Consider the following 2252-nt stretch of genomic DNA (forward strand, 5'->3'; position numbering starts at 1 on the left):
TCTCCGGGTCGGTTGAATGGGGTATTATTCAAACAGCAACTCCGCCGCCTGTTCCACCCGGGCGATCGCATCCACGCAGCGGGGCAAATTGGACAGGGGGACGATCGCCTGTCCGGGAAAGCGATCGCCCGGAATTTCCCGACCGGGTTCGGCTCGGTTGTGGAGGATATAATTTTGGGCGATATCTTTATTTTCCACCGCCCGGATCAGCCGATCCGCCTCCGCGAGCACCGCCTCCCGGTTCTGCACGACGCCGATAAATTCGGTATATTCCGGGTCTTGCAGGTGTTTCTGGGCCTTCACCACCCGCTGGCGGAGCGATCGCAGCCTTCCCATAAACTCCACCCGCCCCAATACATCCTGATACTTGATCCACAGCTTGAAAATCCAAGCCAGCCAGTCGCTCATCGCTGTGGGCACCTCCAGAAACCGCAGCAGGTGGCCGGTGGGCGCCGTATCCAAAATTATCAAATCTTGGTCGCCGCTTTCGAGCAACTCCATCACCTCCACCAGGGACAGCATCTCGTCGAGTCCCGGCAAGGACTGGGAGACGATCCGCCGCCACGCCTCGGGGCCGTAGGCCAATTTCAGGGAACTGGACTCGTCCGAGTCCCCCCCCATCATTTCGGCCAGTTCCCACAGGTAATCTTCGCGAAATCGGTCCAGAACCCGGTCGGGGTCAATTTCCTGGCCTTCGAGGTTGTCCGCGATCGCGATCGCCCCGTGTCCCAAAGACTGCCCGAAGGCGTCCCCGAGGGAGTGGGCCGGGTCGATGGAGACGATGCGGATGTGGCGATCGGGGTGTCGGTGGGCCATCCCCCAGGCGATCGCCGAGGCGACGGTGGTTTTCCCCACCCCGCCTTTACCGCCGACGATCAGCAACCGCCGCCCCACCGCCAGAAAGTCGGGGAATTTGGGGGCGTCGGGGAAAGTGGCGGTTGGCGGCATTTGACTCGTCGCCTCCGCTTCCACGGCCCATTTCTCCTCCTTCCCCAGCAATTCCGCCTTGGAAAATAGGGCATCGAGGGATTGGACCCCCAAGGGTTCTTCGGGGAGTTCTGGGACGAGAAATAGGGGTTTGTCCCCGGCGAGTTCGACGAATTGGGCGAGGAGTTGTTGCTGTTCCCGGTAGCGATCGCCGTCTTGGGTTTCGGAGACGATGTGGTTGACGAACAGCCCCCCCACGGGGATTTTCAGGGTTTCGAGGGCGTCGAGGAAGCGTTGGGTTTCGACCCAACTCATCGGTTCCGGGATGGCGACGGCGAAGCAGGCGGTGTGGGCTGCGTCTTGCAGCCGATTTCGCCCGGAGGCGAGTTGGTCCCGCATTTCTTCCAAAAAGGTGTCCGCCTCGTCGCGGCGGTGTTGTCCGGTCAGGGAGCGGCCGATGGTGCGATGTTTTTCCTGGAATAGCTCCAGGGATTCGAGCAGGTTGTCCAAAAAGTCCATCAGCCCGAACAGGTTGAGGGCGTGGCCGCTGGGGGCCATGTCCACGACGACGCGATCGACGGCGTTTTCGTCGAACAGCCGCTGGATTTCCAAGAGTCCCATCAGTTCGTCCACCCCGGGCCATTCCAGGTCCCAGACGGGGGTGAGATCTTCCCCTTCGACGAAGGAGCCCCGTTCCACCAGGAGTTGCAGGGTGTCGCCGTAGCGGTCCTTGAAGTCCTTGAGGAGGAGGTGGGCGTCGAGAGCCCGGACCTGTAGGTTGGGGAGGGGAACAAAATCGGAGCCGGCGGCGACTGGGAGAGCGAGATCCTCGACCTGCATTTGGAGGACGTCTCCCAAGGAATGGGCCGGATCGGTGGACAGGAGGAGGATGCGATCGCCGGAAAATTGTCGCGCCCAGTGCAGAGCCAACCCGCAGGCCAGGGTGGTCTTACCCACCCCCCCCTTACCGCTAAATAAGGCCAAACTGAGATTGGGGAAATCTGGCATAAATTTCTATCGCCGGGACATCAATTGCATCTCATTTTTCATCCGCGATCGGTTTTGGAAAGTCGGACGCAGCACCGGACTTTTGTCGCCCTCTCCGAGTCCTGAATCCCCCGTTTTGTGCCCCGAGTATTTTTGACAATCCGACTTGTGCCAATTATCAAAACGCGCTGGTGAGGGCTGGTGGGGCGATCGTCGGGAAATCAAGTCTTTTGAGCGTCCTAAACCCCACGGATGCGGGTTTCTCACGTAAAACTCCTGGGAGGGTTGGAAGCTCCGTGATTGATCGCGGAGAGGAAAACCGACTCAAGCGGCTTTAG

1 protein-coding gene is annotated in these 2252 nt (G+C 60.2%); it reads right to left on the bottom strand.

Features of this window, described 5'->3' with window-relative positions; translation table 11 throughout:
• Window positions 1–24: 24 nt before the first annotated feature.
• Window positions 25–1935, bottom strand: a complete 1911-nt coding sequence (locus AC0QHF_RS13360) for an ArsA family ATPase (protein WP_324704713.1) — start codon at window positions 1933–1935, stop codon at window positions 25–27.
• Between the last annotated feature and the right edge of the window lie 317 nt (window positions 1936–2252).

The organism is Lyngbya sp. CCY1209 (assembly GCF_055795065.1).